Genomic DNA, 22072 nt, shown 5'->3' with positions numbered 1-22072 from the left:
GCACAGCGACGGCGCCGAGCATGGCCGCAACCGAGTACACGGAGGCGACCAGATGACCGAACCGACCAAACCCGCCGAACCCCCGGCGGGTGAGACCGCCGCGTGGGGCGCGCCCGCCCCGGCGGGTGAACCGAAGAAGGCCTGGTCGGGCCGCAAGACCGCGATCGCGGCCGGGGTGGCGGTGGTGATCGCCGCCGGCGGCGGGGCCGCGATCTGGGCCGGGACCGCCGCTAACGGCTCCGAACAAGGCCAGATGATGGGCGGCCCCGGCGGCGGCCGGATGGTCTTCGGCCCCGGCGGCGGCATGCCGCGTGAAGCGCTGCACGGCGATTTCGTCGTCTCCGACGGCAACGGCGGCTACCGCACCGAGCGGATGCAGACCGGCGAGGTCACCGAGATCAGCGCGACGTCCATCAGCCTGACCAGCAAGGACGGCTACAAGCAGGTCTACACGATCGACGCGTCGACCAAGAAGACCGGCGATCCCAAGACCGGCCAGACGGTGACGGTGAACGCCAACGTCACCGGTGACAAGGCGACGGCGACGAGCATCGGCAATCCCGGGCAGAACCAGCGTGGCCAGAACGGCGGCCAGCGGCGTCAGGGTCAGCAGGGCCAACCGGGTCAGGACGGGCCGGGCGGACCGCCGCCCGGTAACTGACAAACGGCTACCGGCGTAGGAGGGCCAGCAGAGCGGCGGCCGTCTCGGCGGCTTCCTGTCCGGAGGTGTCGAGGACGACGCGGTCGCCGCCGGAGTCCCGTGTCCCGCCCGCCTCGGCGATCGCGCGGGCGGCCACCCGGTCCCGCACACCGGGTGGCGCGCCGCGGAGTTCGTCACCGGCCAGCAGCGCGGATTCGCCCTCGGCCCGGCGCCGGACGCGTTCGGTGAGCGTCGCGTCGTCCGCGTCGAGGTGGACGACGGTGACCTCCTTGAAGACCTGCCGGTGTTCGGGAAGGAATTCTCGGGCCACCACGAGCAAGTGCCCGGCTCCGGCCTCGCGGTAGCCGCGCCAGACGGCCGCGAGGATCGCCGCCTCCGCGACCGGATCCGGGCCCGGGTGCGCGAACCCGAACTGCGCGAGGTCGGCGTAGGCGACCGGCTTCCCCTCGTCCCAGAGTTCCCGCAGGGCAGCGAACGCGGCCGTCGATTTGCCGACCGCCGTCGGACCCGTCACCACGGTCACCGGTCCAGGCTGCGGCTCGACGGCGTCCAGCGGCGAGACCTGCCCGTTTTCGACGACGCAGCGGCGGAACAGCGCGTCGACGGTCTCCTCGGGACGCTGCCCGGTCGTGTCCAGCACTTCACCGAAAGCGGCGCGTTCGTAGATGTCCGCCAGCTCGAAGAGGTCGGGCAGCGCCCCGGCAGGCGAACCGCGGCCGAGGAAGCGGCTCCGGAGTTCGTCGCGATCGCACGTCAGCCGGACGAGCGTGACGTCGAAGTCCCGGCCCTCGAAGTACAGCTCGATCCCGTTTTCCGGGTCCACCACCCCGGACACGACGAGCTGCCGCGCACCCCACGCGCGCAGGACTTCCAGCACCCGCACCAGATTGGCCGCCTTGATCGCGTGCGAGGCCTCCCCGCCGCCCGGAGGCGGGCCGATCAGTCCGAGCTGGTCGATGTCGACGTACGCGACGCTGCCGCCCGCCTCGACGACGCGGCTGTACAAACCCCAGGCGGTGGTCGATTTCCCCGTGCCCGGTGCGCCGGTCGTCCAGAGCACGGGCGTCTTCTCGATCCCCATGGCTTCTCAGCTTAGGAACCCCTGTCCAGCGAAATAGGGCAGAGTTGGGCGCGTGCGGGACATGAGTGGGTCGCTGGCGAGGCAGGCGTGCGCGGTCGCGGCCGTCTGCCTGGTCGCCGACGCCGGGCTGTTCCTCATCGAGGGACCACCGCTTTCGCTGGGCTGGCAGGCGTGGGTGATCCTGATCGGCGGGATACTCGCCAACGCCGCGCTCGCCGGGCCTTCGCGCTATTCCGGCTGGGTCTCGGCCGCGCACGGCGCGCTGCTCGTCGCCGCGCCGCTCCTGCTGTACCCGTTCGACCATTACCTCCAGGCCACCAACGCGGGCGTGCTGATCGCGGGATACCGCGCGGGCGCCTGGCTTTCGACCAAACCGGCGCTGGCGGCGCTGGCGGCGATGCTCACCGGGCTCTTCGCGTGCATCCTCATCCCGGTCGACCGGGGCGACCGGGACTGGCGGCTGGTGCTCATCGACGTCGGCATAAGCGGGCTTCTGCCGTGGATGGTCGGCCGCTACACGACCGCGCGACGCGCGTACATCGCCGACCTCCAGCGCGCGGAGGAACAACGGCAGCAGCACGAAGCCGAAGCGGTGCGTCGCGCCGTCGCCGAAGAACGCACGACGATCGCCCGCGACCTGCACGACGTGATCTCCCACCACGTCAGCGCGATCGGCGTGCACGCCGGTGCCGCGCGGCTCGGACTGCCGGAGGGCGAACCGGCCGCGCGGCGTTCGCTCTCGGCCGTCGAATCGTCGAGCCGGGCCGCGATGGCCGATCTCCGGCGTCTGCTGGATCTGTTGCACGGCAAGGAGAACGGGGACGCGCAACGGCAACCGGGGCTGGACAACCTCGACGAGTTGCTCGACAACCTCCGCGCCGCGGGGCTCCCCGCGCGGCTGACCAGTCACGGCGGGCCGCGGGCACTCCCGGGCTCGGTGGACGTCGCGCTGTACCGCATCGCGCAGGAAGCGCTGACGAACGCGCTCCGGCACGGCTCCGGCGGGACGGTCCAGATCGACCTCGCCTACCGGCAGACGGAGATCGTCCTCGCGATCACGAACGAGATCGGCCGCCCGGTCCGGGCTTCGACCGCCGAGTCGACGAAACGCGGCCTCGCCGGGATCAGGCAGCGGGTCGCGTTGTTCGGCGGCCAGGCGGAATGCGGACCGCTCGACGACGGGCGGCACTGGCGGGTTCGAGTCGGATTTCCTTTGGAGGCGGAGTGATCCGGGTTCTGCTGGCGGACGACCACGCGATGTTCCGGTCCGGGATGCGCGCGGTGCTGGACACCCAGGCGGATTTCGCCTGCGTCGGCGAGGCCGCGGACGGGCGCGAAGCCGTCGCGCAGGCGGCCGCGCTGCGCCCGGACGTCGCCGTGCTCGACGTCCGGATGCCCAAATTGGACGGTCTGGCCGCGACCGAAGCGATCATGTCCGCGCCCGGCAACGACACCCGCGTCCTCGTGCTGACGACCTACGACTCCGACGAGTACGTCTACCGCGCGCTACGGGCCGGGGCGAGCGGGTTCCTGTTGAAGAGCCTCGCCCCCGAAGAACTCGTCTCGGCCATGCGGGTGGCCGCCCGCGGCGACGCGCTGATCGATCCGACGGTGACCCGGCGGCTCGTGTCGACCTTCGCCACCAGCATCGAACCCGTGGCCGCCGAACCGGCGGAACTGGAACGGCTCACCTCACGCGAACGCGAAGTCCTCATGCTGGTCGCCGACGCGTCGAGCAACGCCGAGATCGCCGAACGGCTGCACGTGGGCGAGGAGACGGTGAAGACCCACGTTTCCCGGATCCTCGCGAAACTGGGGCTGCGGGACCGGGTGCACGCCGTCGTCTACGCCTACCGGAACGGTCTCGTCGGCGGCCGGTGATCGGTTCGCCCGACCGGGCTTCTCCTGTCAGAATCGCCGCAAGGTACGTCGAGGCGGGGAGCTGGGAATGAAGCGCTGGGTCACGCTCACGATCGGGCTGGTCTTCCTGCTGGTCGGCGGGGTCTGGGTGCTCCAGGGCGCCGGCGTGCTGACCGGCAGCTTCATGACCGGGCAGAAACTCTGGTTCCTGATCGGGCTCGTCGCGTTCCTGGTCGGGGTGGTGCTGGTGGCGGCCACCGCCCGCCGCACCCGGCGTGCTCCTGCCGAGGACCAGGCGAGCGAGGCCGACTAGGGCGCCGCCGGACCGCGCTGGGTCGAGGTGGTCGTGAGTGGTAAGTGTCGTTAGAACGACACTTACCACTCACGACCACCCGGACCGACGCCTTCCCTGACCTGCCCCGATTCCGGACCGACCGGCTAGACGATCTTGAAGATCGGGTAGCCGGGGGCGATCTCGCGGAGCTTCTCATCGGACGCCTTCGCGTCGACACCGTCGAAGAACACGCCGACCTCGAACTTCCAGCGCTTGAGGTAGGCGCGCAGGATCTCGGGCTTCTCGTCGTCGGCGAGTTCGGTGTAGGTGAACGTCTCGGTGCGGCGCCCGACGCTGAGCTGCCCCTCGCCCGCGACCCGCAGGTTGCGCACCCACTGCGTGACACCGCGCGGCGCGACCAGGTAGCGCTCGCCGCCCAGCTTCAGCAGGTTGACCGGGACCGAGCGCAGTTCGCCGCTCTTGCGGCCGCGGACCGAAAGCACCCGGCTGCCCAGGACGCTGACGCCGGACCTCGTCAGCTTGAGCACGAATTCGTTGAACGCGCTGGTCGCCTTGGCGGGCTTGAGGTAGCGGGTGGCGTCGTAGGTGGCGGTGGCGGTGGTCATCTTGTCTCCTCAAGGTCTGTGAGTGCGAAGTCTGCGAGAGCAGTGCTCTCTGTTAAGAGCAGTGAACACTAGAGCGGTGCGTCGCGTCAAGAGCACTGCTCTCATTTAGGTGCGATGCTCTATGGTGAGTGCATGCCCGCCACTCAGACCGCGCGTGAACGCGCCCGCGCCGAGCTCACCCGTGAGATCAAGGACGAAGCCCGCCGCCAGCTCGCCGAAGTCGGCGCGCTCGGGCTCTCGCTCCGCGCCGTCGCGCGAGAGCTGGGCATGGTCTCGTCCGCGCTCTACCGCTACTTCTCCAGCCGCGAGGACCTGCTGACGGCCCTCATCGTCGACGCCTACAACGCCGTCGGCGAGGCCGCGGAGACCGCTGACGATCCCAAGAAGGCTTCCCTGGAACGCTGGGAGTCGATCTGGCTCGCCGTCCGCGCCTGGGCGAAGGCGCATCCGCACGAGTACGCGCTGATCTACGGCTCGCCGATCCCCGGCTACCAGGCCCCGCAGGACACCGTCACCCCCGCGAGCCGGGTGGCGTTCGCGCTGGTCGCGGTCCTGCGCGACGCGGATCTCCGCGTCGAGACCGAGGTCGGCGAGATGCCCGCCGAGCTCCAGCGGCAGCTCGGCGCAGTCATCGAGATCCTCAAGATCACCCTGGCCCCCGAGACGGCCTCACGGCTGATCATGGCGTGGACCCAGCTGTTCGGGATGATCAATTTCGAGCTGTTCGGCCAGTACGTCGGCTCGGTGGACCCGTCGGACGCCTTCTTCGCGCACGGGATCCGTCAGATGGCCGAGTTCACCGGGATCAGGATGACCGGCTGAGCGCGGTCCACGACCGCATCAGCAGCTGGACGGCGTCCACGACGTCCTCGTCGCCGGTCCCCTCGGGACTGAGGAATCGCTGCAGCAGGAGACCGTCTTCGAGCGCGTGCAGGATCAGCGCGAGGAAGGCCGGGTCGGCGGGCGGTTCCGCGCCGCGCGCGGCGAGTTCGGTCCGGACGGACGTCTCCAGCAGTGCCCTTGTCGACTTCTCGCCTTCGCCGACGAGCGGACGCGCCTCGGGATTGCGCAGCGCGTAAAGGGCCAGCTCGGTGCGCAGGGTCAGCCAGCCGTCGAGATGTTCCGCGCGCTCGACGTTCCACGCGCGCAGCCTGTCCATCATCTCGGCGAAGGAGCCGACGCCCTCGCCCAACGCGGTGACCTCCTCGGCCTCCCGCTGGGTCCGGCGGCGCAGCAGTTCGACGACCAGCTCGTGTTTGCCGTCGAAGTTGCCGTAGAAGGCGCCGCGCGTGAACCCGGCCCGTTCGGCGATCTGCTCGACGGAGGTGCCGTTGACCCCGCGTTCGGAGAACAGCTCGGCGGCCGCCGCGAGCAGACGCTGCCTGGTCTGCTCACGGCTTTCCTCGCGCGTCAAACGTCTCGCCGTCACACGGCGATCCTAGAGTTCGCGGCTTCCCCTGCGGCCGATCATCCACACCCCGCCCGCGAGGACGGCGGCGGCGATCACGACGGCCAGCGCGGTGAGCGGCCACAGCGCCTGGCTCGCGAAGAACGCGGCGACGGCGCCGAAGAGAACGGCGACGAGGAGCAACGGCGTGGTCCGGACGGCTGCGGCGGCGGGGACGGTGGCCATGGGAGGTTTCCCTTCGGGGGTGGTGCGCGGAACACTCGGTTTTCGCGGAAGGGACCTCGTCGGTTCGGTGGCCTTACGCCGGACGGGACGGGGATCACCCTTCCGGGCGAGATACCGGCGTGGCGGCTAGCGTCACGCCGGAGACGGCATCGAGGGAAAGGCGGCTCGCGGTGGAGAAGTGGGCGGAGCAGGTCGGCAGGATCCGGGTCATCGGAACCGGGGTGATGGGCCGGGGCATCGTCCAGCTCGCCGTGACGGCGGGGCTCGAGGTCGAACTCGCCGACGCCCGGCCCGAGGCCGTCGGCGAGGCCATCGATCACGTCGGCGCGATGCTCGGCAAGCTCGCTTCGAAGGGCAAGATCACCGAGGAGGCCGCCGCGGCCGCGAAAGGGAGGCTGATCGCGGCCGACGGCCCGCTGGCCCCCGCCGACGGTGTCGACCTCGTCGTCGAGGCGGTCCGCGAGGACCTGGAGATCAAACGCGCGCTGTTCGCCGAACTGGAACGCGTCTGCGGCCCGGACACCGTGTTCGCCACCAACACCAGCTCGCTTTCGGTCACCGAGATCGGGGCCGCGCTGACCGATCCCGGCAGGCTGCTCGGTCTCCATTTCTTCAACCCGGTCCCGCTGATGCGGCTGGTCGAGGTCGTACCCGGCGCGCGGACCGCGGCATGGCTTCCGCCCGCCGTGACCGAACTCGTCCGCGGCTGGGGACACGAACCCGTCCTCGCCCGTGACGCCCCGGGGTTCCTGGTCAACCACGCCGGACGCGGACTGGGCACCGAGGCGCTGCAGATCCTCGCCGAGGGGATCGCGAGCCCGGCCGAGGTGGACCGCGTCGCGCGGGACGTGCTCGGCCTGAAACTCGGCCCGTTCGAACTGCTCGACCTCACCGGTCTCGACGTCTCGCACGCCGTGCTGGAAAGCATCTGGAGCGGGTTCCACGGCGAACCGCGGCTGCGGCCGTCGTGGCTGACGCGGCCCCGCGTCGCCGCCGGGCTGTTCGGGCGCAAGAACGGCGAGGGCTTCTACGGCTACGTCGACGGGCAGCAGCAGGTGGAGCCGGAGCCGGCCGCGCCGGAAGCCCCGGCCACTCCGGTGTGGGTCGACGACGAGCGGCTCGGCACGCTGCTGTCGGCGGCGGGGATCCAGGTCGTGCACTCCGCCTACCCGGACACGGTCCTGATCGTCAGCCCGGTCGGTTCGTCCACTGTGGACACCGCGCTCGCCGCGGGGTTGCCGGCGGAACGGGTCGTCGGGGTCGACCCCCTCGGCGGCTATGCGAAACGCCTGACGCTCACGGTCCATCCCGCGCTCGACCCCGCAGCGGGCCGCACCGCCTGGGGCGCGCTCGCCGCGACCGGGCTGCCGGTGACCGTGGTCCGCGACGGCCCCGCGCCGATCGCGCAGCGGCTGCTGGCGTCGATCGTCAACACCGCCTGTTTCATCGCCGGGCAGCGGCTCGCGACGCCGGAGGACATCGACACCGCCGTCCGGCTCGGCCTCGGCTACCCGCGCGGACCGCTGGCCCTCGGCGAGGAAGCGGGCGCGGACTTCGTGCTGCGGGTCCTGCGCGGACTCGTCGCGAGCACCGGGGACCAGCGCTACCGGCCGAGCGGCTGGCTCACCGAACGGGTCGCGCTCGGCCTGCCGCTCACTGCGGCGGGCACCACCCCGGCCGACCTGCTCCGCTGAAACGCGGTCAGGGACCAACCGCGTTTAGTCCTCTGAATGCGCTGAGCGGGAAGCGCACCACCGCACCGCGCCCACCTCGATCCGAGGCGATCCGATGAGAAGCGGCAGGCCGCGCACCCATCGCGTTTCGTCCTCTAAATGCGCCAAAGCGCGTGAAGGCCCCCTTCCCTCGGCTGTGTCCTAAAACCACTGCAGAGGGAAGGGGGCCTTCACGCGTTCATCCGCTTACCAGCGGCCGTCGGTCACACTCCCGTTGGAGGCGTTCCAGAACACATAACCGCCCTGGAAGTTGTTCTGCCTCCCGCCGGTGACGGCCATCTCGTCGGTGGTCGGGTAGCGCAGGTACGACCGCTCCCAGCCGAGCGCGGCCCAGCGCTTCCGGATCTCGCCCCACACGCCGCGCGCGTCGGTCGCCATCGACCAGTAGATGGAACCGGCCTTGGTGAAGTGGGTGTACCGGCCGACACCGTCCGGCGTCGCCGCCTCGTCCATGGTCGGGTACCCCATGGGCCCGGCTTCCCAGCCGAGCGCCTCCCACCGGACGCGGATCCGCCCGTAGATCGCCCTCGCGTCCGTCTGGGCGGTGTAGTAGATCGACGCGGCGTTGCTGAAGTGGTTGTAGCGCCCGACACCGTCCGGGGTACCGGCTTCGTCGGTGCTCGGGTAACCCAGCGGCCCCCGCTCCCAGTCCATCGACGCCCACTTCTGCCGGATCCTGCCGTAGATCGGGTGCGCCCCGGTGTTCACGGTGTAGTAGATCGACGTCTGCAGGACGCCGGGCCAGACCGGGAAGTGGTTGTACCGGCCGACACCGTCCGGAGTGGACTGTTCGTCGGTCGCGGGCGGACCGAACTTCACGTGCCCGCCGGCGGCGAGGTACTTCTTGAGGATCTCGCCCTCGATCTGCTTGACGCCCGTGTCCTTCGACCAGTACAGCCGTCCGCGCTCGTAGGTGCGGAAACGGACCGTGCCGTCGACGGCTTCGGGTGCCGTCGGCGCGCCGAGTCGTTGCGCCAGCGCGGGTTCGTCGCGGTAGCGCTTGTCGATCGGCGTGATGTAGTTCGCCGTGATCGTCTGGTCGCTCGCGCCCATGGTGATGTTCGTCAGCCGTCCGGTGGCCCCGTTGGACCAGCCGGTGAAGGTCGACGAGCCGTCCGAAGCGACCTCGGCCGCCTGGATCTCCACGGTCGCGCCCTCGACCACCATCGCCGAAGCGGCCCCGCCTTCCGGCGTGATGCCGAGTGCCGCGGCGACGTTGCTGGTCAGCGTGAGGCGGTGTTCCCTCGGCTTCGCGACGTAGGTCTTCGAGACCGTGACACCGGCGCTGTCGGTCGCCGACGCGGTGAACTCCAGGTTGGAGTCCGTGTGGTCGGTGAACGGCATGGCGAACTCGGGACCGGTGCCGCTGTGGTCCGGATGCGCGTGGCAGACCGCGTTCTCCGGGCAGTGCCGGACCAGCGTGGTCCAGCTGACCGGCAGGTTCCCGTCCTCGGTGTCGGTGACGGTCGCGCCGACCTTGACCTCCTCGCCGACCGCGAACAGGTGGCCGCCGGGGTCGGTCATGGTCAGCTTCGGCGAGTGGTTCCCCGGCGCCACGGCGATTTCCGTGGTCCCGGCGGCCTGCAGGCCGTCCTTCACGGTCAGCTTGGCGGTGAACTTCTCGGTGCCCGCCGCGTAGGCGTGGCTGACCTTCGCCCCGGTGCCGGTGGTGCCGTCGCCGAAGTCCCACTCGTAGGTCAGCGGGTCGCCGTCGAAGTCGTAAGACCCGCTGCCGTCGAAGGAGACCGTGCGGGTTTCGGGGTTCGTCTCGGAAGTGGCGACCGCGACCGGCGCCTTGTTCCCGGTGGTGTAGCTGAGCCTCCGCAGCAAGCCGGTGTAGATGTCGGCGTAGACGATGTCGCCGTTGGCCGCGGCCAGGAACTTGACCGGACCGCCGATACCGGTGAACTTCGGCGGGGACTCCTGCTGGCGGACGACCCGGCCCTGCGTGTCGTACTTGGCCGTCCACAGCTTTTGCGTGGCGTAGTCACCGAAGAAGTACGCGCCCCGGTATTCCTCCGGGTACGACTCTCCATTGTAGACAATGCCCGCGGTGATGCTGTTGCCGTTGTCGGCGCCCTGGCCGTGGCGGACCGCCAGCATCGGCGGGGTGTTCACGGCCGAAGCGCACTGCGGCATCGCGGAGAAGCCGTCGGAAGGCTGGTTGCCCTCGAAGCACGGCCAGCCGTGGTTCGCGCCCTTCTGGACGAAGTTGATCTCTTCCCAGGTGCCCCAGCCGACGTCGCCGACCACCGGGAGACCGGTGCTCGTGTCGAGATGGAACCGGAACGGGCTGCGGAAGCCGCTCGCGAACACCTTGGAGCGCAACGAGTTCGGGTTCGCCGCGGTGTAGAAGGGGTTGTCCGGCACGCCGGCCCCGTCCGCGGTGAGGTGGAAGATCTTGCCGTAGATCTTGTCGAGGTCGTACACGTTGAGCGCGAACGGGTCCGCCGCGCCCTGGAAGCGCGAGCTGTCCCCGGTGGAGACCCACACCGTGCCGTCGGGGGCGGCCACGACACCGGTGATGCCGTGGATGTCGGTGTTCGCGGGTCCCTCGATGAGCACCTTCTCCCCGGTCAGCCCGGTCGGCCGGTCGGTGCCGGACACCGTCCAGCGCGAGGCGCGCAGCGCGATGCCGCCGCCGGCGACGTCGATCGCGCGGGCGGTGTAGACCACACGGGAAGTGGCGTAGTCGGGCGCGATGGCGATCCCGACCAGGCCGAGGTCACCGGTGCTGCGGACGGCGAGGCTGGCGATGTTCTGCGTCTGGCCGGTGGTGGACACCCAGGCGACATTGCCCTGCTTGCCGGTGGTCAGCATCGAGCCGTCGGGAAGGTAGGCGAAGTCGGTCAGGTCGTACGGAGCCTGGCCGCTCTGCTGGTCACGCAGGACGAAGCCGGGCGGCAGAACGGGTGCCGCGGACGCCGAAGTGGACGTCAGCGGCACCAGCAAGGTCACTATCAGCAGCGTCACGAGGGCGTGACAGAGCGCACGGAATCTCGAAGGCATGCAAGGGCCCCTTTCCCCAGTCGAACGTCTCATCGACGGGGTCCAGGTGGACATTTCACACTTTCGAGTGGCTTTATCGAACTGTGATCACCACCGTCTGTCGAGCACCTGCCCGGTGCTCCGGTTCCACGTGACGTAGCCGCTCTGGAAGCTGCTCTGCCGTCCGATGGGGATGGTGAACTCGTCGGTGGTCGGGTAGCGCAGGTACGACCGCTCCCAGCCGAGCGCGGCCCAGCGCTGCCGGATCGCCCCGTAGACCGCGTGCGAGTCGGTGGCCATCGTCCAGTAGATCGAGCCCCCTTTCGTGAAGTGGTTGTAGCGGCCGACACCGTCCGGAGTAGAGGTCTCGTCCGTCGTGGGGTAGCCGAGCGGGCCCCGCTCCCAGCCGAGTGCCTCCCAGCGGACCCGGATCCGCCCGTACACCGGATGCGCGCCGGTGGACGGCGTCCAGTAGATCGAGGACCGCTGGGTGCCCGGCCAGTCCGGGAAGTGGTTGTACCGGCCGACGCCGTCCGGTGTGGAGGTCTCGTCGGTCGTGGGTGGACCGAACTTCCGGTGCCCGCCCAGCGCGAGGTACTTCTTGAGGATCTCGCCCTCCATCTGCTTCACACCGGTCTCGGCGCTCCAATAGAGCCTGCCGCCCGCGTACGGCCGGTAGCGCACGGTCCCGTCGGTGACCTCCGGGCCGACCGGCGCCCCGAGCCGTTGCCGCAGCGCGGGTTCCGCCTGGTAGCGCCGGTCGATCGGGGTGAGGTAGTTCGCCGTCATGGTCAGGTCCCGCGCCGGGACGGTGACGGTCACCGTGCGCGAGGTCCGCCCGTCGGACCAGCTCGTGAACGTCGAAACGCCGTCCGCGGCGATCGCTTCCGCCACGACCTCGAACGTCGCCCCCTCGGTCACCATCGCGGTGTTGACCCCGCCTTCCGCCGGGATGCTCAAGGCCGCGGGGACGGTTGAGGTCAAGGTCAGCCGGTGCTCGCGCGGCAGGGCGACGTAGGTCCTGCTCGCCGTCACCCCGGCGCTGTCGGTCACGGACGCGGTGATCTCGACCCGCGAGTCCTGATGGCCGGTGAAGGGCAGGGAGAAGACCGGACCGCTGCCCGGCGACCCGGGATGCGCGTGACAGGTCGCCTCTTCCGGGCAATGCCGGATCAGCGTGGTCCAGCCGACCGGCAGCGGGCCGTCCTCGGCGTCGACCGCCGTCGCTCCGGCGACGACCGGTTCCCCGACCGCGAAGGTCCGCGCGCCGGGATCCGTCATCGTCAGGTCCGGCGAATGGTTTCCCGGCACGACGACGACGTCCGTGCCGCCGGTGGCGCCGAGCCGGTCGGTGACGGTGAGCCGCGCCGTCACCCTGGTGAATCCGGCGTCGTAGGCGTGCGTCACCCGGACACCGTCCTGGCTCGTGCCGTCACCGAAATCCCAGTGATAGGTCAAAGGATCGCCGTCGAAGTCGGAGGAACCGGAGCCGTCGAAGGTCACCGTCCTCGTCGACGGGTCGGTGCTCGACGTCGCCACCGCGACCGGTTCCGCGTTCGTCCCCGGATAGCTGAGCCGCCGCAGGTTCCCGGTGTGGATGTCGGCGTACACGATGTCGCCGTTGGCCGCGGCCGCGAATTTGACCGGACCGCCGACCCCGGTGAACCTCGGCGGCCGTTGCGGTGCCTGGACGAGCCTGCCCTGGCTGTCGTACGTCATCGTCCAGATCTTCTGCGTGACGTAGTCGCCGAAGAAGAACGCGCCCCGGTATTCGTCCGGATAGGACGATCCACTGTAGACGATCCCGGCGGTGACGCTGTTGCCTTCGTCGGTGCCGGAACCGTGGTGATAGGCGGTGATCGGCGGGGTGTTGACGACACCCGCGCAGCCCGCGAGACCGGCGTACCCCGGTGTCGGGGCGTTCCCTTCCCAGCAGGGCCAGGCGTGGTTCGCCCCCGGCCGCACGACGTTCACCTCTTCCCAGGTGTTCCAGCCGACGTCGCCGACGACCGGCAGGCCGAGGCGCGGGTCGAGGGAGAACCGGAACGGGCTGCGGTAGCCGCTGGAGAAGACCTTGGAGCGATTCGCGTCCGGCGCCGCGGCCGAGTAGTACGGATTGCCGGGGACACCGGCGCCGTCCGGGGTGACGTGCAGGATCTTGCCGTAGAGCTGATCGAGGTCGAGCGCGCGCAAGGCGCCGGGATCCATCCTGGTGAAGTCGGCGGCGTCGCCGATGGAGATCCACAAAGTCCCGTCGGCCGCCGTGACGAGTCCGGTGATGCCGTGGACGTCGTAGAAACCGGGAAGGTCGACGAGCACGCGTTCGTTCGCGAGTCCGGTCGGGACGTCGGTGCCGGTCACCGTCCAGCGCGCCACCCGCATGGTGAACGGGCCGCCGCTCGTGTCGAACGACCGCGCGAGATAGATCTGGCGCGAAGTGGCGAAATCCGGGGCGACGGCGAGGCCGACGAGGCCGAGATCCCCGTCGTCGTGGACGGGAAGGGTCGCGAGCGTCCGCGCCGGACCGGTGACGGGAACCCAGGCGACCTTGCCGCTCTTGCCGGTGCTGAGCACCGAACCGTCCGGCAGATAAGCGAAATCGGTCAGGTCGAACGCGGCCTGACCGCTCGGCTGGTCACGCAGGACGAAGCCGGATGGCAGAGTGGGCGCCCCGGTCGCTTCCGGAGCGCCCACCCATCCCGGGAAAAGCAGGATCGAAACCGACAGTGCGACGAAGGTACGAGTGCGTGCCCGGCTCCTGATCATCGGCGTTTCCCCACTTCCGGCGTGTCCTGGGCACGTCGCCGAAAACGGGGAGGTCATTGCCGCCGGAAGCTTTCATTTATCTCAAAGCGACCGAACCGCAATGATCGGCACGAGAACGTGGCTCACGGTGTTCGCGAGCGGCGATTCGGGTTAGCGGGGCAGGTGTCTTGGCCGGCGCATTCAGAGGACGAAATGCGACGGGTGCGGGGTCGGCCCGGTGCGGTGGCGCGCTTCCCGCTCACCGCATTCAGAGGACGAAACGCGGTTGGTCACTGGCCGGTCCGTGAAGGCCTCCTTCCCTACCCTGAAGGTAGTGAAGGCCCCCTTCCCTCGGCTGAGCCGAGGGAAGGGGGCCTTCACGCGCTTAAGTAGCTGAGTGTGGCGGTGGCGCGTCAGGCCACGACCTGCACCACGTTGCCGCTCTGCAAAGTTGTGAAGTACTTCTGCGAAGCCGCCGCGGCCAGGTGGATGCAGCCGTGCGAGTACACCGAAAGGCTGCCGGTGTGGAAGGCGATCCCCGGCAGGAAGAACACCGAGTTCGGCATCGGCGCGTCGAAGGCCTTCGAGTGGTAGTTCTTGACCTTGTGCGTGACGTGGAAGACCCCGGTCGGCGTCGCGTGCCCCTTCTTGCCGGGAAGCTGCTTGACCGGGCCGTAGATGACCTTGCCGTCCTGCAGCAGCCACGTCTTCAGCGCGGAGAGGTCGACGCAGGCGCTCACCCCCGGCGAGGCCAGCGCGGCCTTGCACGGCACGTCGGCGACGTTCGCCGCGGGCTTGACCTCGGGCTTCGGGGTGGGTTTCGGCTTGGGCTTCGAGGACGTCGGCTTCGGCGTCGAGCTGCTGCTCGGCGGCTGGGACGACGTGGTCGGCGCGGCGGAAGACGTAGAGGGCGTGGACGTGGACGGAGCCGACGTCGTGGCCCCGCCGGCCGGGTCGCCTTGCGCGACGGCGCCACCACCGGGCGCACCGCCGCCGGAGTTGCCGGAACACGCGGTCAGCACCAGCGCCGTGGCCAGTGCGGTCACCCCCACCAGGAACTTCTTCACAACCCTTACCCCCGATTGTCCGTGGTCCGTCCTGACATGGGTAAAGACGGAGGTCACCGGCTCGGGGTTGTTGATCGGAAGGTCACGATCACGTCTCAGGGCACGCGGCCGACGACCCGCGCGTACATCCGGCCCGGATTGGCGCCTTCGTCCAGATATCCGGGCAGCGGCGGCAGGTCCCGCGCGAACACGGCCAGCCGCCCGAACAGTTCGTCCGCGTCGGCGGGACGTCGTTCCGGGTCCTTTTCCAGCAGATCCGCGAGCAGCGCGTTCAGTCCGGCGGGGACACCGTCCACTTCGGCCGGACTGTCCTTGACCTGCTTCTCGAACACCGCGTACGCCGTCGGACCGGTGAACAGCTGCCTGCCGGTCAGCATTTCGTGCAGGACACAGCCCAGCGCGTAGAGATCGCTGCGCGGCCCGGCGGCGCCGCGCTGGATCTGCTCGGGCGCCATGTACGCGGGGGTGCCCAGGATCTGCCCGGCGCGGGTGAACTGGGCGACGTCGGTCTCGCGCAGCATCGCGAGCCCGAAGTCGAGGACCTTCACACTGCCGTCGGGGCACAGCATCAGGTTGGTGGGCTTGAGATCCCGGTGACAGATGGACAGCGCGTGCGCGGCGGACAGCACCGCGCAGGCCTGTGCCGCGATCGCGGCCGCCCACGGCACCGGCAGCGGCCCGTGTTCGGCGGCGAGATCGGCGACGGTCACGCCCTCGATGAACTGCATGACCTGGTACAACCGCTCGTCGTAGGTGCCGAAGTCGTACAGTGTCGGCGCTCCCGCGTGTTCGAGGGTGGCGAGGATCCGCGCCTCGCGGATGAAGCGCTGTTCGAGTTCGGCGTCCGGACCACCGGGAAGCCCGAGGAACTTCACCGCGACGCGACGGCCGAGATGCCGGTCGTGGCCCGCGTAGACCGCGCCCATCCCACCCCGGCCGAGCGGCAGCTCGTCGAGTTCGTAGCGGTCCGAGATAAGCACTAGTTCTCCGGCTTGAGCTGTCCTTCGGTGAGTCCCGTCAAGCCTAGCCTCACCAGCTCCAGGCCCGATTCCGCCGCCTCGCGGAGGGCGTCCTCGAAGGCGGCGAGCCGGGTGAACGCCTCCCCGTGGGCGCGCTGCGCTTCGATCGGGAGGCGCGGGATCCGGGTGCGCTTGAGGTCGATCCTGGTCGACGAGGACGGCGCGAGCTGACCGGCCGCGCGCAGGCAGCCGGCGAGGAACGCGGCGTCCAGCCGTTCGGGATCGGTGCGGTACTTCGACATCGTCGGCTCCGCGGCGAACGAAGCTCCATTGTGGACATACGCGGGCACGGCGGGCGACGCGAGGACGTCTCCCGCTTCCACCGTTTCCGGCACGGTGAGGACGCCGGACTTCAGCAGCTCGCCGATCGTGGTGAACGAGGGTTTCTCCCCGGACACCACCAGCGACGGCAGATCCGGCCGGATCCGCTCGAAATGCCGGCGCACTTCGAGAAAGGCCTCGCCCGCGTGTTCGTCCCGCTCCTGGTACCGGGCGGGGGAAAGGTCGATCTCCTCGTCGAGCAGGTCGATGATCCGGACCGCGCCCGGAACCTCGTTGCCGCGCAGGTGTTCCCGCCACTGTTCCTCCACAGTGGACGGATCGGCCAGCAGGAGCAGCCGGGACGGCGGGCGCTCCCCGCTCTCCGGCCGTCGCAGCAGCCAGAGATCCGCACCGCCGACCGTCACCACCGCGCGCAAGGCCCCGGCCCGCAACAGATTCCCGCGGATCCGCCGCCCGGTGCGCCGTCCGGCGGCGGCGGGCGGCATGCGGATCGCGACCAGCCCGCCGGGTTTCACGTGCGCGAGACAGTGCTGCACCCACGCCAGTTCCGGTTCGCCACGCGGCGGCTGGCCGTACTCCCAGCGCGGGTCGCCGACGAGGTCGTCGTACCCCCATTCCCGTTCGTTGAACGGCGGATCGCAGACGACGGCGTCCGCGAGGAGTCCTTCGTAGGAGTCCATCGACAGGGCGTCCGCGCCGTACATCTCCATGTCCGCGCCCGCGAGCAGCAGCCGGTGCGCGGCGATGCACGAGGTCGCCGGATCGTCGACCTGGCCGAGCAGGCGGCTGCCGCCGGAGGCGAGGAGCAGCGTCCCGAGCCCGCACGCGGGGTCGAGCACGACGCCCGGCTCGGGACCGATGAGCCGGGACATCAGGGCGGCCACCGGCTCGGCGGTGACGGACAGCTGGCGGGAGTGCGCCTCGACGTAGCGCTCCAGCAGGAACTCGAAGGCCTCGCGCGCGCCCCGCTCCTCGGCGAAGCGGTCCAGCAGGTCGAGCAGTTCGGCGTCGTCGTAGCGGGACGAGAAGGCCCACTCCTCGGATCCCCGGCGCGACAGGAACGCGCCCACCCGGCCGACCCGGTCGCCCAAGGACAGGTCGTCGCCGAGGTTCCGCAGCCGCTGCCAGGCCCGGTCCCCGAGCGACATTTCGAACGGCTTCCCACGCTCACGCAGCCAGTTTTCGACGGCGACCAGGGAAAAGAGGGGGCTCGACGCCGTCCCGCCGACGGGCGGCGGAAAATCTCCGTACCGTCGACGCCAGTTGCTCACCGCGGCGCGGCCGACGCCGGCGATCCGCGCGATGTCCGCCGCGCTGACGGTGGCTTGCTCCTCCATCACGGCATCGTAACCGACAGCTGACCATTCCAGCTCTATGTTTGTGAACTCAGTACACAACTGCTTTACTGGGATCCATGAGGTACACCCTTCGGTACGCCGCGGGCTCGGACATCGGGCAGCGTCGCCAGGTCAACCAGGACTCGGTCTACGCCAGCGAGAGGATGCTGGCCGTCGCCGACGGTATCGGCGGCCAGCCGCACGGCGAGGTCGCCAGCGCCGAGGCGGTGGGCGTCCTGTCCCGGCTCGACGAGGATCTCCGTGGTTTCGACCTCGCGGAGGTCGACCTGTTCGAGGTGCTCTCGGGCGGCCTGCGCGCCATCGACGACCGGCTGGCCGCGACGGCCGAGGAGCAGCCCGAGACGCGCGGCATGGGCACCACCCTGACGGCACTGCTGTTCGACGGCGCGCTCTTCACGGCCGTCCACATCGGCGACTCGAAGGGATACCTCCTCCGCGACGGCGCGCTTCAGCGCTTCACCCGCGACCACACCCTCGCGCAGGCGCTCGCGGACGACGGGCGCATCGACCCGTCGGAGGTCGAGGGGCACCCTCGCGGCTCGCTGCTGATGAAGGCGCTTCTGAGCACCGGAAGCGGCGAAGCGGACGTCTGGACCTTCGACGCCGCCCCTGGAGACCGTCTCCTGCTGTGCTCGGACGGGTTAACGGCAACGGTTGTCGAAACCGTTATCAAGGACGTCCTGGGCGCCTTCCAGGACCCCGCCGAGACCGTCCCGAGGCTGATCGATCTGGCCAACGAGGGTGGCGGTCCGGACAACATCACCTGCGTCGTCGCGGACGTCCTCGCCCCCGCGCACGCCTGAAGCCCTACAGCCGGAAAGCCAGGTCAGACCCGCCTTCGAAGGGGTGAAAGGGCATCCGGTAAAGTTCCCCACGGAGGATTGGCCGAGCGGCCTAAGGCGCACGCTTGGAAAGCGTGTTGGGTTCACGCCCTCGCAGGTTCGAATCCTGTATCCTCCGCCGTCAGCAAGGCCCCGGACGTCTCGACGTCCGGGGCCTTGTTGATTACTTCGCAGGCCCTTCACTTAACAGAGTCAGATGATCACGCTAAGTTTAAGTGTGGTCGTTCCAGCCCCCGACGTCCCAAGGAGTCCGCCAAAATGGCCGGAGTCGAAGAGATCCGCGCTGGTATCGCGCTCGCGAACGAGAAGGCATCCGCGAGTATCGCCGCTCTTCAGCAGGCAGCGCAGTCTCTCGAAGAAGCCCAGCTTTCCCTGTCGCAGGCCACTCAGGGCAGCACCCAGCACGAGGTGAGCCAGGCGCACGGGCTGCTCGCCGAAGCCCTGCAGGGCATCACCGGGATGCAGAGCACCATCCAGGCAGGCATCTCGTCGGCCGAGTCGTACTCGACCCGTCTCTAGACATGTATCTCGAGGAACTGCATCAGCTGCTGACGGCCGTCCAAACCGGTCTCGCCGACGGACGCGCCCATGCCGAGCGAGCCAGGAGCCTGCTCGAAGAGTCCAGACGCGCCATCGTGGAACCCCAGGCCCAAGCGGTGCCATGGGTCCCGTCGCAGCTGGCGCAGGCCGACGAGGGAATGGAAAGCCTGCTGACGCGTCTTTCAGCCGCTGACGACCTGGTCAGCGGCTACCAATCCCGTCTCTGAGATCGGCGAGCCGGTATGGGCAGCAAAGCGAGTGAACAGCGCAATCGCGTCGCCACGGCGCTGGAGCGGGTCCGCCACCAGATCGGGCTCGTCCTCGGCGCCGCCGCCGGCGCCCGCCAAGCCGCCGAGGCGGAACTGGCCAAACTGGAACTCGAACAGCACATCGTCCGGGTGGGGATGAACCACTCCACCTCGGAGCAGTACGCCGAATGGTCGCGGCATCCCGCCGCGAACGAGGTGTTCGGCCTGCTCGGCAGTGTGCGGGGCCAGTTCTACGCGGAATGGGAAGCGGGCCCGAACGCGTTGCGCGAACTCGTCGCGAACAACGCGCCGGGGCCGGCGAGCCAGCAGCCCGGCAACTGGCTCGGCCGGGTCGGCACCAACCCCGGTATCACCGCGCCGGGACTGTGGCGCATCGGTTCGGCGACCGTGCCGGGTCAGGACGTCCCGCGCACGTTCGACGTCGCGACCCCCCTGCTCGACGAGTCGCATCTGTCCATCCAGTCGGCACCGAAGACCCGGGCCACCGTGGACGGCATCGTGCAGAACCTGCTGATGCGGATCTTGAGCACGTTCGAACCCGGCGCGGTCCGCGTCCACCTGTGGGACGTCGGGCAGCTGACCGCGATCCTGCCCGACCTCTACCCGCTGAGCCGCACGAGCGCGCTCACCCTGTACGACCCGGGACGGCTCGAAGACCTCCTCGACGAACTGGCCGGGCACATCCGCCGCATCCACGCGACCGGGATGCAGGCGGGGCACACGTCGCTGCGGGAGATCCGGCAGGCGAGCGGCCAGCGGGTCGAACCGTTCCGCGTCGCGGTGCTCTACGGCAACGGGGAGACCCTCGAACCGGAACGCGCCCGCGAGCTGAAACGGGTCGCCACCGGGGCGCTGGCCGCCGGGATCTGCCTGATCCTGATCGACGTGCCGACCATGCTGTCGACGTCGGTCGAATCGCTGAGCCTGCACGACGACCGGCACGCGGTCAGCAGCATGACCGGGCCCGACCTGATCGTCGACCTCGAGCCGCCGATGCCGTCCGGACAGGTCATCCGGGCCGCCGGACGGATCGCCGAGGCCCTGATCGCCAAACAGGGCGGGCCCCGCGCGTTCGCCGACCTCCTGCCCACCGAACTGGGCAAGGAGAGCTCGGCGCGGGAACTGCGGGCGCCGGTCGGGTTCTTCGAGGGCGAGGCGGTGGAGGTCGTCATCGGCGACGCCAGCCCGCACGTGCTCATCGGCGGGCCGAGCGGTTCGGGGAAGACGAACTTCCTGTACTCGCTGCTCGGCAGCTTCGCGGCGCGGTACTCGCCGGACGAGCTCGCGCTGTACCTGCTGGACTTCAAGGAGGGCGTGTCGTTCGCCGGGCTCGCGCCGGGACGGCGGGACGCCAGCTGGCTGCCGCACGCCAAACTCATCGGGGTCAACGTCAACACCGACCGCGAGTTCGGGCTGGCGCTGCTGCGGTATCTCGCCGACGAGCTGCGCCGACGGTCCGCCGCCGCGAAACTGCACGAGGTCACCAACCTCGCGGACCTGCGCGAACAGGACCCGGGCGGACACTGGCCGCGGATCGTCGCGGTGATCGACGAGTTCCAGTACCTGTTCGCCGGACGCGACGCCGTCACGTCGACGGCGACCCAGCTGCTGGAGGACATCGCGCGGCGAGGCCGGTCGCAGGGCATCCACCTGGTGCTGGCGAGCCAGGACGTCGCCGGGATCGAGGCGTTCTGGGGCAAGCCGGCCGTGTTCGAGCAGTGCACGCTGCGGATCGCGATGCCGAAGGCGCGGCGGGTGCTGTCCGAGACCAACAACGCGGCGGTCTCGGCGCCGAAGTGGCACGCGGTGATCAACCACGATTCCGGGGTGGCGCACGGGAATCAGCTGGCCCATGTGCCGGACGCGAGCAGCAAGGACGTCTTCAACAAGCTGCAGCACCGGTTGTGGGAGCGGTACTCGGAGTCGTTCAAACGGCCCCGGCTGTTCGACGGCGCGCATTCCCCCGTACTGGAACAGTTCCCCGCGTTCACCGACCTGAAGCCGACGGACAAGCCGCGCGCGCTGCTCGGTCAGTCCATCGACGTCGACGAGGCCGCCTGCGGGGTCGACCTGCCGAAGGCACCGGGACGGAACATCGCCGTCCTCGGCGCGGCCACGGCCGAAGCACTGTCCATCATGGACTCCGCCGCGCGGTCCCTGGCGAGGCAGCACGCTGAAGGGGCCGTGGAGTTCGTGCTCTCGTGCCCCATCGAGGCGTCGATCCCGGCGGTGCTGGAACTGGCCGAGCGACTGCGGGCGGACGGACACCGCGCGGAGCTGGTCGACGATTTGCCCGGCCGGGTAATCGATATCGCGGAGAATCTGTCCTCTTTGGACAGAGCCCAGGTGCTGCTCCTGTACGGTGTCGACGCCTCGATACCCGCACTGGAAGCCAAGGCGCCAGGGCAGCTCAAGAGCGGCTTGGACCAGCTGCGGGTGCTACTGAAGCAGGGCCCGGCGCACGGCGTCCACACCATCGGCTGGTGGCGCAGCATCGCGCGGCTGAAGGACACGCTCGGCTTCGCGGGCACCGACGACATCGGCACTTGGGCCGCGCTGGACGTCCAGGGCAACGAACTGTCGCCGTTCGCGGCCGGGCAGGTCGTGCACTGGTCGCCGCGGCCGGGGCGCGCCCTGTTCTTCGACCGCACCACCCACGGCGCACCTGAGGTGATCATCCCGTTCCAGCGTCCGGAAGGGCTCCTCGATGGATGACGGCATCACCGCGGCCATGCGGTACAAGGAGATCGTCGGCCTCGCCCGCGCTTCGGCGGAGAACCTGCGGAGCTGGGAGGTCGCCCGCGCGGACGAACTGGAGGCCCGGCTCGCCGAGGCGCACCAAGCAGTCGCGGACGCGGCCGAGCGTGAGCAGCGCGCCGTCGACAGGGCTTCCCGGTGGTGGAAGATGGCGCAGCACAACGTCGAAGGCCTGACCTGGCTGCCGGAGGACGAAGAACCGCGGCCGGTGCCGACCGCGCGGGCCGGGTACCTGGAGAAGTACCTGGAAGAGGTCAAGCCGAGCTACCAGGAACTCGTGCAGGCCGTGCTTTCCCTGGGCTGGCGAGCGAAACGCTCCTGACCCTGATGCATTTCG

Annotated in this window: 20 protein-coding genes and 1 tRNA gene; 12 read left to right on the top strand and 9 right to left on the bottom strand. The window is 69.8% G+C overall.

The window, feature by feature from the left end; genetic code table 11:
- Nucleotides 1–52: 52 nt before the first annotated feature.
- Nucleotides 53–661, top strand: a complete 609-nt coding sequence (locus IE302_RS23055) for a hypothetical protein (protein ID WP_191256564.1) — start codon at nucleotides 53–55, stop codon at nucleotides 659–661.
- A 7-nt stretch (nucleotides 662–668) separates the two neighbouring features.
- Here IE302_RS23055 and IE302_RS23050 read toward each other — a convergent pair whose 3' ends face one another.
- Nucleotides 669–1742, bottom strand: coding sequence for an ATP-binding protein (locus IE302_RS23050; protein ID WP_191256563.1), 1074 nt, complete (start codon nucleotides 1740–1742; stop codon nucleotides 669–671).
- A 61-nt stretch (nucleotides 1743–1803) separates the two neighbouring features.
- On the opposite strand from IE302_RS23050, the gene IE302_RS23045 reads away from it, so the two are divergent.
- The 3 genes from IE302_RS23045 to IE302_RS23035 all read left to right on the top strand — a co-directional run bounded on the left by IE302_RS23045 (nucleotide 1804) and on the right by IE302_RS23035 (nucleotide 3915).
- Nucleotides 1804–2970 carry a sensor histidine kinase gene (locus IE302_RS23045; RefSeq protein WP_229907929.1) on the top strand — a complete coding sequence of 389 codons (1167 nt, stop codon included), beginning with the start codon at nucleotides 1804–1806 and terminating at the stop codon, nucleotides 2968–2970.
- Nucleotides 2967–3623, top strand: a complete 657-nt coding sequence (locus IE302_RS23040; protein WP_191256561.1) for a response regulator — start codon at nucleotides 2967–2969, stop codon at nucleotides 3621–3623. Before IE302_RS23045 ends, IE302_RS23040 begins: the two co-directional genes overlap by 4 nt.
- 67 nt (nucleotides 3624–3690) lie before the next feature.
- Complete coding sequence (locus tag IE302_RS23035) at nucleotides 3691–3915, top strand: hypothetical protein (protein WP_191256560.1); 225 nt, start codon at nucleotides 3691–3693, stop codon at nucleotides 3913–3915.
- Nucleotides 3916–4040: 125 nt separating this feature from the next.
- Here the strand turns inward: IE302_RS23035 and IE302_RS23030 are convergent, their stop codons facing one another.
- Nucleotides 4041–4502 (bottom strand): nitroreductase/quinone reductase family protein, encoded by a 462-nt coding sequence (locus IE302_RS23030; protein ID WP_191256559.1) that lies wholly within the window; start codon nucleotides 4500–4502, stop codon nucleotides 4041–4043.
- A 132-nt stretch (nucleotides 4503–4634) separates the two neighbouring features.
- Between IE302_RS23030 and IE302_RS23025 the strand changes: the two genes are divergently transcribed.
- On the top strand, nucleotides 4635–5324 hold the full coding sequence (locus tag IE302_RS23025; RefSeq protein WP_191256558.1) for a TetR/AcrR family transcriptional regulator: 690 nt from the start codon (nucleotides 4635–4637) through the stop codon (nucleotides 5322–5324).
- Here the strand turns inward: IE302_RS23025 and IE302_RS23020 are convergent.
- A complete protein-coding gene (locus IE302_RS23020; protein ID WP_191256557.1) occupies nucleotides 5308–5931 on the bottom strand; it encodes a TetR/AcrR family transcriptional regulator in 624 nt (207 codons plus the stop codon). The two genes, IE302_RS23025 and IE302_RS23020, sit on opposite strands and share 17 nt — an antisense overlap.
- Before the next feature lie 9 nt (nucleotides 5932–5940).
- Nucleotides 5941–6135 carry a hypothetical protein gene (locus IE302_RS23015; RefSeq protein WP_191256556.1) on the bottom strand — a complete coding sequence of 65 codons (195 nt, stop codon included), beginning with the start codon at nucleotides 6133–6135 and terminating at the stop codon, nucleotides 5941–5943.
- Nucleotides 6136–6305: 170 nt separating this feature from the next.
- Between IE302_RS23015 and IE302_RS23010 the strand changes: the two genes are divergently transcribed.
- Nucleotides 6306–7829, top strand: coding sequence for a 3-hydroxyacyl-CoA dehydrogenase (locus IE302_RS23010; protein ID WP_191256919.1), 1524 nt, complete (start codon nucleotides 6306–6308; stop codon nucleotides 7827–7829).
- A gap of 225 nt (nucleotides 7830–8054) precedes the next feature.
- Here IE302_RS23010 and IE302_RS23005 read toward each other — a convergent pair whose 3' ends face one another.
- The 5 genes from IE302_RS23005 to IE302_RS22985 form a co-directional block, all read right to left on the bottom strand.
- On the bottom strand, nucleotides 8055–10877 hold the full coding sequence (locus tag IE302_RS23005; protein WP_191256555.1) for a PQQ-dependent sugar dehydrogenase: 2823 nt from the start codon (nucleotides 10875–10877) through the stop codon (nucleotides 8055–8057).
- A gap of 87 nt (nucleotides 10878–10964) precedes the next feature.
- Entirely contained in the window at nucleotides 10965–13622 is a 2658-nt protein-coding gene (locus IE302_RS23000) for a PQQ-dependent sugar dehydrogenase (protein ID WP_191256554.1), read from the bottom strand.
- A 392-nt stretch (nucleotides 13623–14014) separates the two neighbouring features.
- Complete coding sequence (locus IE302_RS22995) at nucleotides 14015–14668, bottom strand: L,D-transpeptidase (RefSeq protein WP_191256553.1); 654 nt, start codon at nucleotides 14666–14668, stop codon at nucleotides 14015–14017.
- Between the two features lie 95 nt (nucleotides 14669–14763).
- Nucleotides 14764–15648 (bottom strand): serine/threonine-protein kinase, encoded by an 885-nt coding sequence (locus IE302_RS22990; protein WP_191256552.1) that lies wholly within the window; start codon nucleotides 15646–15648, stop codon nucleotides 14764–14766.
- Nucleotides 15648–17306, bottom strand: coding sequence for an N-6 DNA methylase (locus tag IE302_RS22985; protein WP_191256551.1), 1659 nt, complete (start codon nucleotides 17304–17306; stop codon nucleotides 15648–15650). The genes IE302_RS22990 and IE302_RS22985 overlap by 1 nt, the downstream gene beginning before the upstream one ends.
- 77 nt (nucleotides 17307–17383) lie before the next feature.
- Here IE302_RS22985 and IE302_RS22980 point away from each other — a divergent pair, with 77 nt between their 5' ends.
- The 6 genes from IE302_RS22980 (at nucleotide 17384) to IE302_RS22955 (ending at nucleotide 22057) form a co-directional block, all read left to right on the top strand.
- The gene (locus IE302_RS22980; protein ID WP_191256550.1) at nucleotides 17384–18130 is read left to right on the top strand and encodes a PP2C family protein-serine/threonine phosphatase; all 747 of its coding nucleotides are present in this window, start codon (nucleotides 17384–17386) and stop codon (nucleotides 18128–18130) included.
- 72 nt (nucleotides 18131–18202) lie between these two features.
- Nucleotides 18203–18287 (top strand) — tRNA-Ser (locus IE302_RS22975).
- Between the two features lie 140 nt (nucleotides 18288–18427).
- Complete coding sequence (locus tag IE302_RS22970; RefSeq protein ID WP_005167132.1) at nucleotides 18428–18688, top strand: hypothetical protein; 261 nt, start codon at nucleotides 18428–18430, stop codon at nucleotides 18686–18688.
- 2 nt (nucleotides 18689–18690) lie between these two features.
- Nucleotides 18691–18936 (top strand): hypothetical protein, encoded by a 246-nt coding sequence (locus IE302_RS22965; RefSeq protein WP_191256549.1) that lies wholly within the window; start codon nucleotides 18691–18693, stop codon nucleotides 18934–18936.
- 15 nt (nucleotides 18937–18951) lie between these two features.
- Entirely contained in the window at nucleotides 18952–21693 is a 2742-nt protein-coding gene (locus IE302_RS22960) for an FtsK/SpoIIIE domain-containing protein (RefSeq protein WP_191256548.1), read from the top strand.
- The gene (locus IE302_RS22955) at nucleotides 21686–22057 is read left to right on the top strand and encodes a hypothetical protein (RefSeq protein ID WP_191256547.1); all 372 of its coding nucleotides are present in this window, start codon (nucleotides 21686–21688) and stop codon (nucleotides 22055–22057) included. The genes IE302_RS22960 and IE302_RS22955 overlap by 8 nt, the downstream gene beginning before the upstream one ends.
- The last annotated feature ends 15 nt before the right edge of the window (nucleotides 22058–22072 follow it).

It is taken from the genome of Amycolatopsis oliviviridis (genome assembly GCF_014654365.1).
GTDB lineage: Bacteria > Actinomycetota > Actinomycetes > Mycobacteriales > Pseudonocardiaceae > Amycolatopsis > Amycolatopsis oliviviridis.
Note: the sequence above shows the minus strand (reverse complement) of the source record. Positions and strands in the feature narration are given on the sequence as shown.